The sequence below is a fragment of the uncultured Oceanicoccus sp. genome, from assembly GCF_963968385.1.
In the GTDB taxonomy this organism is placed as follows: Bacteria; Pseudomonadota; Gammaproteobacteria; order Pseudomonadales; family Dasaniaceae; genus Oceanicoccus.
Map to the genome: position 1 here is coordinate 1 of NZ_CAXAHB010000072.1, position 7,737 is coordinate 7,737.

At 47.6% G+C, this 7,737-nt stretch carries 7 protein-coding genes; 6 read left to right on the forward strand and 1 reads right to left on the reverse strand.

Annotated features, from left to right (window positions below):
* The first annotated feature begins 26 nt into the window (after positions 1 to 26).
* Entirely contained in the window at positions 27 to 854 is an 828-nt protein-coding gene (locus AACP44_RS07615) for an SDR family oxidoreductase (RefSeq protein WP_339339897.1), read from the forward strand.
* 400 nt (positions 855 to 1,254) lie between these two features.
* A complete protein-coding gene (locus tag AACP44_RS07620; RefSeq protein ID WP_339339898.1) occupies positions 1,255 to 2,295 on the forward strand; it encodes a glutathione S-transferase N-terminal domain-containing protein in 1,041 nt (346 codons plus the stop codon).
* A 120-nt stretch (positions 2,296 to 2,415) separates the two neighbouring features.
* Here the strand turns inward: AACP44_RS07620 and AACP44_RS07625 are convergent, their stop codons facing one another.
* Positions 2,416 to 3,423, reverse strand: a complete 1,008-nt coding sequence (locus AACP44_RS07625) for an AraC family transcriptional regulator ligand-binding domain-containing protein (protein ID WP_339339899.1) — start codon at positions 3,421 to 3,423, stop codon at positions 2,416 to 2,418.
* Positions 3,424 to 3,595: 172 nt separating this feature from the next.
* On the opposite strand from AACP44_RS07625, the gene AACP44_RS07630 reads away from it, so the two are divergent.
* The 4 genes from AACP44_RS07630 to AACP44_RS07645 all read left to right on the forward strand — a co-directional run bounded on the left by AACP44_RS07630 (position 3,596) and on the right by AACP44_RS07645 (position 7,683).
* A complete protein-coding gene (locus AACP44_RS07630; protein ID WP_339339900.1) occupies positions 3,596 to 5,737 on the forward strand; it encodes a PQQ-binding-like beta-propeller repeat protein in 2,142 nt (713 codons plus the stop codon).
* A gap of 39 nt (positions 5,738 to 5,776) precedes the next feature.
* The gene (locus AACP44_RS07635) at positions 5,777 to 7,126 is read left to right on the forward strand and encodes a DsbA family protein (RefSeq protein WP_339339901.1); all 1,350 of its coding nucleotides are present in this window, start codon (positions 5,777 to 5,779) and stop codon (positions 7,124 to 7,126) included.
* A 73-nt stretch (positions 7,127 to 7,199) separates the two neighbouring features.
* Entirely contained in the window at positions 7,200 to 7,448 is a 249-nt protein-coding gene (locus AACP44_RS07640) for a DUF3604 domain-containing protein (protein WP_339339902.1), read from the forward strand.
* Complete coding sequence (locus AACP44_RS07645) at positions 7,435 to 7,683, forward strand: DUF3604 domain-containing protein (RefSeq protein WP_339339903.1); 249 nt, start codon at positions 7,435 to 7,437, stop codon at positions 7,681 to 7,683. Before AACP44_RS07640 ends, AACP44_RS07645 begins: the two co-directional genes overlap by 14 nt.
* The last annotated feature ends 54 nt before the right edge of the window (positions 7,684 to 7,737 follow it).

Sequence of the window (7,737 nt, forward strand, 5' to 3'; positions counted from 1 at the left end):
ATTGAAGAAAAGGCAACGTGAGCGCAATGAAACAGAATCGTCAGCAAAGAATATTTGTAACTGGTGGTGCAAGCGGCTTAGGCAAGGCGATTGCCCTGCGTTTTGCAAAATCCGGCTATAAAGTTTGTATAGGCGATCTTAACCATGAGCGGGGCAAAGAGGCAGAAAGCGCCTTGCAAATGTTGTCGCCAGACTCTTTTTATGTGAATTGCGATGTTACCAATGAGCGTGATATAGAGGACGTCAAAGATAACTTGATAGAACGCTGGGGCGGCATTGATGTTGTCGTCAATAATGCGGGTGTTGCAGGAACGGTAGGGGCTATCGAAAATATTACGCTGGATGACTGGCAGTGGGTCTTTGATATTAATTTATTCGGTGTTGTGCGGGGTATTAAGGTCTTTACGCCTCTGTTTAAACAGCAAGGTGGTGGTCACTTCGTTAATATCGCCTCGGTGGCAGGCCTGCTAACGGCTCCGATGATGAGTAGTTATAATGCAGTGAAGGCGGGTGTTGTGTCTTTATCTGAAACCATGGCGATTGAATTGGGTGCGAGCAATATTAATACGACGGTTGTCTGTCCCGCCTTCTTCGAAACTAATTTAATGGAATCGATGAATAATGAAATTTCGAATATTGATATGAACAGCAAAGTGGAGCGAGTAATGTCACGCTCTAAAATTACAGCGGACGATATTGCGGATGATATTTATAAAGCTGTATTGAACAATCAATTCTGGATTGTGCCGCATAAGAGGGAGCGCCGTCTTTGGCAGATGAAACGCTGGTTTCCTAATTTATCCCGTCAAGTAATAGCGAAACAAACCAAGAGAATGTTTGCTGCTGCCAAGTGAAGATTAGAAAAAATGGTAAATTAATTAACTGGGGCAGCACTGTAAAAAATGCTTTTTCAAAGAGACCCATTATCGATGTATAACGGTTATCATTGGCAGCGTTAATTTTCTGACGAGCGAAATTAAAGCACAGACCAGTGGTGAAATTCATGGCATGGGGCTGTTTTCGTCGAGTTAATTAAAGAAGTCGAAAATAAGCACCACCAATACTTTTTGGTTAACTGATTTTTTAGCTCGGGGCCTGTCTTTTATCACTATCCGTAGCAGAAATATTTTTCGATCAGACTGCGGGATAAAATTCTATTGATAAGCTTGATCTTCTCTACGCCTGTCGCAAGAGGTGTCAGATCTTATCAGGCTTGCAGGGAATGTTTAACTAACACTCTAAGAGGTAATAAAGATGGCGTCTTATGAGCCAATTGTACTAGCAGGTGGAACAGGGTCGCCTTATACCCAAAAGATGGTGGCTCTGCTACGCTATCGGCGGCTGCCCTATAGGGTGAAGTGGGCCTTTCCTGCAACGGTGTGTAAAGCGATGGGCTTAGAGGAGCCCGTGCCCGCTTTGCAGCCGACCTTCTTTTTTAAAGACGGTGAAGAGACGCAAGTGGTTTGTGATTCCACGCTGATTATCCGGCGTTTGGAAAAAAGCTACAGCGGGCGCTCGGTACTGCCTGCCGACCCGGCGCTGACTTTTATTGATTACCTGATTGAAGATTTTGCTGACGAGTGGTGCACCAAATATATGTTTCACTATCGTTGGCATCAGTCAGTTGATGCCGACAATGCTGGCACTATGTTGCCGTTGAGTACAGATGTTAGTATCAAGCAAGATGCCCATACAGAATTCAAACACTGGATCGCGGACCGTCAGATAGGCCGCCTTCACGTGGTGGGCTCCAATGCCACCACGGCACCGATCATTGATGCTAGCTATCGGCGTTTTCTTACCGCCATGGAAAATCATCTGGCCAATCAAAACTTTATACTGGGTCAGCGACCTGGGGCAGGGGACTTCGCCCTCTTCGGCCAGTTAAGCCAATTGGTAGGATTTGATCCCACCCCCAGAGCGATCGCCTATAAAATGTCGCCACGCACCGTAGCTTGGGTCGATTTGATGTGCGACCAGAGTGGACTGGATCCAACGGAGCAAGATTGGTTGAGTTTGGCCGATCAACCTGAAAGCTTACGCGGCTTGCTTGAGGAGATTGGGCGGGTCTACGTCCCAGCGCAATTAGCCAATGCTGATGCCGTAGCAAAAGGCGAAAAGATTTGGGACGCCGAGATCGATGGCTGCGCTTGGACCCAGCAGACTTTCTCTTATCAGGCCAAGTGTCTGCGCTGGACCAATGAGCTTTACAACGCGCTGAGTGACGCGGACCGCGCCAGTGTTGATGCTGTGCTTGCTGGTACCGGTGTTGAGCATATGCTTACTCTGGACTGAATGCTTCACCCCGAAACGGGTATCTAGAATAGCCTGCCGATCATCGACAATAAGGCGCTTAATCGTTAACCATTCGTGATATCCAGGATATTAGTATTATTAATCCCCTAGTACCCTTGGCTATGGGTTTTGCTTTTGGCGATATTCTGCGGGTGTAATTGCGTTCCAACGCACAAAAGCGCGACGAAAATGGATAGCTTCGCTGAAGTCTAAAAGGTGTGCGATCTCGGTGACGGTTAGGGACGTTTTTGTAAGGTACTTGCAGGCAAGCAGATTTCTGATTTCATCGAGGATGGCTCTAAAGCTGGTTGACTCGTCTTTCAATCGGCGTCTCAATGTTCGCTCGCTGACACAAAGACGCTTGGATACCTGTGATATATCAAGGAATTCGCCAGCGGATAGGATCAGCAAACGCCTTACTTTCGACGTGATTTTCCCCACACTACTTAAGTCTCGCAGCATTTCTTCGCATTGTTGTTGAAATACGACATGATCTGAAGGGTTTGCCGTTCTAATCGGTATATCCAGCACCTTTGCGGGAAAATACAGTTGGTTGTATTTCTGGTTAAAGCTCACGGGTACCGAGATCAATTTCTGGTAGTAAGCTTGGTATGTGGGAGCAGGATAAGTCAGATGCAATTCGGAACCTTCCACCTGACCGCCATAAAGCGTAGTGGAAAGGAATGAGAGTTGTGAAAAAATCATCTCTAGCATAAATTGCTGTTGTTCAGCTGTTCCTGTATTCAGATTAATACGCAGTAATAAACCGCTGTCTGTCTCATAGGACTTCCAATTGGTTTGAAAAAACGCCTTGCCGTAACGTACCAACAGCGTTATGGCTTCTCTCAAATTGGCACAGCTCATTAAGGCAAAGCCAAAAGCGCCATAGTTAGCAATATCCACCTTTTGGCCCAGTCTAAAGGTGAGACTCTTATCACCAGCTAGTTTTACCGCCGTTTCTAGCTGTGTTAGTGCCTCGGTACCCGCAAACACTTTATGGTTAACAAGCGACATCTCCGAGGTGCCAAGTGCAAACCTGTCAAATAGCTGCTGTTCGCTAATCCCTGCCTGATTCAGTTGAAATATCAAGTGCTTATAAATACTGCGCTGTAAGGTTTGTTCTTGCATTATTATTTAATCTGTTACGTAATCTTGAGACTTGGATCTCGAGGTTCAAGCTGAAGAATGCTACATCTGGCCGAATAAGACCCTATGCATTTTTTCGCAACCACTATAATTGATCGATTGTATAATTTGAAGCGGTATTGCCAACACAAAACATGAATGAGGTAAATCGTAAATGACCACGCGCAAAATAGTGGGTTTGTTGCTGATCGTAGTGCTGGCAATCTTGCTTGACTATGTCGCGTTCAACGTATTCTTTGGCAGTGAGCGGGTCCATAAACCGAAGGTTTTTCCTTCTCCACAACTTACCCAGTGGAAGCCGGTTGGCGCACGTTCTGCGGGGCAGCATGGCTTCGACATCATCCCCGAGCCTGATACCTTTAGCGCCATCCATGTCGGTGTTAATAATTCAGATAATGTCTGGGTGGTTGCCGCCCCCATGTTTGAGCACGACTGGACAGCGGAGCCTGAGTATTTTATCGGCGCTGGCCCTGTCTTGGATAACGCTGGCAATCTTTACTTTACTTCGTCCTTCTACAAAGGAGCGCGCACGGCATTAGTTGCTATTGACGCCCAAACGGGCGAGCGGCGTTGGGCGCTGCCTGCTGACAGTGATAGAGAATCAAACAGCGGTCCGTTTATTCTCAATGATCCGGACAATCCCGGTTCACAAATTATCTATCATGTCAGTTATACCCGCGCCGTAGCCATGCGGCAGGATGGTTCTATCATCTGGAGCTCGTCTACCGGTCTGAGCCTGCCGACGCGCGGTGAAGGGAGTGCCGCTCATACCCGAGCTCACAGTTTCAACTACCATCCAAAGACAGATTCACTGATTACTGTCACCATGTCAGGAAAATTGATTGCCTTCAGTCGCGAAACTGGTGAGCTGGTTGCACCCATGGGTCAGGTGCCCGGTGCGCCTGCGATTAGCAGCATCGGAGTGAAAATTCCCGGCTTTCTCATCGATAAGGTCGACCTGCTGATGGATGAAGTCTTTGGAAAAACCGGTGATGGTAAAGGCATTTTTACAGCCGTCATTAGCTACCTTTATGGTGGCGGTGGCGTGGTGACGAATTTTTTTAGCATCTCTCCTGATAGCGGCCGAATCTTTCTTGCTGCCACCGCGGAAGACGCAGAGGATGGGGTCGAGGACGGCAGGTCTGAACTGGGTGCCCTCTACCTTCTCGACCTAGTTGACGACGGTAATGGTGGGTTGGAATTTCAGATTCTGAATCGCGCGACCTTTCAGGGTGGGACCGGATCGACCCCTGCGCTGAGTGCAGACGGTAGCCGTGTATATGGGTCGGATAACGCTGGTAATGTGATTGCTTTTGATGCTGACCTAAATGAAATTTGGCGGTTGAATGTAGGCGAGGCATTGGTGGGTTCCATTTCGGTGTCTCCCGATAACGGTGAACTTTATGCCCCGACCGCCACAGATATGATCAAGGTGGTTGATAACGGCGACAGTGGCTCCCTAGCCTGGAAGGCAAATTTGACCGGTTTTGATGGCTATGCCAATGTCGATAAGCAGACTAATGCTTTAACAGCAACAATTACTGCCAATGGTGTGGTTGTGATGATCGGCGGTGGCAAGTCGCTGTTCGGCGCCAACATCATGTTGCATGTTGGCATAGGGCTTCTTGACCGCGAAACCGGAGAGCTACGCTACTTTGCCGAAGGCCGGGAAGATTCTGTGGCTATGAGTACAGTGGGGCCGGATGGCAGTATTTATGTTGCCAGTTCACCCATCCGTCGCGCTGCGGGTAAAGCGCTGTATCCGGAGTTAACAGCAGAGCTTACGGGAGGTATTACGCGCTACAAGCCGATTCGCCTAGATTTGATGGCGCGTGATGCAATATGCGCGGCCGAGGCCCGCGCTGCCAACGCTAGCACTTTAGATCTGGTTGCTGATATTGCCTCAGTCAACACAGATATACGACAGATAAAGGTGCTGTTGAAGCAGGCCGGTGGTGCTATCTATAAAGCCGTCAGCGACGGCGACATGGCACAGGCAGATGCCGCCACATTGGTTAATTTGCTGCAACAAAGTGCAGCCAACCTGACACCGGCCCAACTCAACAAAGCGGTAACGAATTTGGCTTCAGCTTGTTCGATAGTTTCGGGTAAGGATCCATCGGTGCTTGCTACAGTGGTTGACGGCAGCAAACAAGAAGCGCGGCTGTCTCATACTATTAATCCGGATAGGCTAAAGCCGGAAGATTTCCGGATTGTCACTCAGTCATTGGTACAGAGAGTACCTGAAAGCGAATGGGCAATAAGTGCCATTGGATTCGGCAGTGTCACTCAGTGAATCTAATGCGACTAAAAGTTATTGATTGGAGTCCATCTTATGGTTGAGCCAGAGAACAATCCCAACTCTAAAAATATGGTTGATCCATCCAACTTTGTGCGATTTGTGATGGCAAAGTTTTACAGTCGAGTAACGAGTGCCAAACAAATCAGAAAAAAACGAATTGCGTTTGAAAAGAACCGGCAAGCCAGCAAGGCTGATCATGTAGTGGAGTATTTTCATCAACTCGATGATCCTTACTCGCATCTAACAGCTCAGATTATTGCCAGATTGGCAGCTCGCTACGATATAAAAATAGTTCCTCACTTGGTGCGTGCCTCAGGTGGCGACAACCAGCCCGAATTACAAAAGCTGGCGACTTGGGCGCGCAGAGATGCTGAGCTTGTCGCACCACACTATGGATTAAGCTTTCCAAGCAGTGCTGGCTTGTCGCCCGACTTAGAAAGCCAACAGGCCGCCGCAGCCGCACTTTCAGGGATGAAGGCAGAGGATTTTATTGAAAATATAGAACAAATCAGTCAAAGCAGTTGGCTAGGCGAATCGATTGCACAAAGTCAATCAGGCGAATCCGAAGTCAGTCAGAAACTGGATCAGGGCTCTGCACGACTGGCACAGCTAGAGCATTACTCTGGTGCTACCTTTTATTATGGCGGCGAGTGGTACTGGGGCGTCGACAGGCTATTCTATTTGGAACAGCGACTGCGAGACCTTGGCGCTTGTCATGCCCCGAATGAACCATACCTCGTTAGCAGGCCTGCAATAGATGTAAGCGGTGTTGATGCCAGTCATCTTGAATTACATTTTTATCCATCACTGAACAGCCCTTACACGTCGATCATTTTTGATAAAACTCTAGAGCTCGCCAAGACTTGCAATATAAAGTTTCGGCATAAACCCGTACTACCAATGATTATGCGCGGCGTACCAGCTACGCTAATCAAGGGAAAATATATTTACTTTGATACTAAACGTGAAGCAGATTTTCTTGGTGTACCATTTGAAAAACAGGTCACCCCTATTGGCACGCCAACAAGGCAAGCTTATTCCCTTTTCCCTTGGGCAAGCTCACTTGGTAAAGATACCCAACTCCACAGTGTCCTTTTGCGAAATGCCTGGTCAGAAGGTAGGGGTCTGCACAAAAAGGCTAATATGCGCCGAGCAGTGGAAGAGGCTGGTCTTGATTGGCGCGAGGCCGTCCAACATATGGGTAGCGATGATTGGAAGTCGTTTGTTGAGCAGAACCAGCGTGAAATGGTCGAAAGAATGGGCTTATGGGGGGTGCCATCCTACCGGCTTAGCGGGCCAGATGGTGAACCTGATCTGACCGTATGGGGACAGGATCGTCTGTGGTTAATAGCTGCAGAAATTCGCCGTAGAGCCTCGCTTTAGCCTCTTTTCGGCGAGTAAACGGCAGGTAAAAGATTCATGAATAAGAAAAAACCTAAAAAATCAGGATATTGTTATGCGACTACTCTATTTGACGATGTTTTTCGTCGTTTCATCGGTTGGTGTTGCAGAGGAAGATAACTTTCATGGCAAAATGCCAACCGATTCTATTGCCGCCTACAAGCAGGATCGGAATACTGATGAACGCGCAATCAGTGGGTGGGGGATGCCCACCTCAGGGCTGACCGCTGTTTGGGCGCAAGAAAACACTCGCGACAGCATTCTGGCCGCCATTCAGCGCAGAGAGTTATATGCTACTGGATAACAACGGAAAATTATCTGCGGTTAAAAACACTGTCGATACTAAAATAGCAAGGTATCAAAATTCTGTGGGTACCGCGCAGCTGGTGACGGTATGGTATAATCCGGATTTTGACCCAGCAACGCCGCCCTTTTACCATGTACGTGTGTTACAAATTCCTACACTGCGACATTCTCTGTATGATGCGTTGGCCATAAAAATGGAAAGTGCTGAAAACTTTCCCGATACTAGTTATTAAGTTATTAAGTTATTAAGTTATTAAGTTATTAAGTTATTAAGTTATTAAGTTATT

Coding starts and splice junctions, on each gene's coding strand:
- AACP44_RS07635 (WP_339339901.1), top strand. CDS start 5,777: ATGGTTGAGCCAGAGAACAATCCCAACTCTAAAAATATGGTTGATCCA.
- AACP44_RS07640 (WP_339339902.1), top strand. CDS start 7,200: ATGCGACTACTCTATTTGACGATGTTTTTCGTCGTTTCATCGGTTGGT.
- AACP44_RS07615 (WP_339339897.1), top strand. CDS start 27: ATGAAACAGAATCGTCAGCAAAGAATATTTGTAACTGGTGGTGCAAGC.
- AACP44_RS07625 (WP_339339899.1), bottom strand. CDS start 3,423: ATGCAAGAACAAACCTTACAGCGCAGTATTTATAAGCACTTGATATTT.
- AACP44_RS07645 (WP_339339903.1), top strand. CDS start 7,435: ATGCTACTGGATAACAACGGAAAATTATCTGCGGTTAAAAACACTGTC.
- AACP44_RS07620 (WP_339339898.1), top strand. CDS start 1,255: ATGGCGTCTTATGAGCCAATTGTACTAGCAGGTGGAACAGGGTCGCCT.
- AACP44_RS07630 (WP_339339900.1), top strand. CDS start 3,596: ATGACCACGCGCAAAATAGTGGGTTTGTTGCTGATCGTAGTGCTGGCA.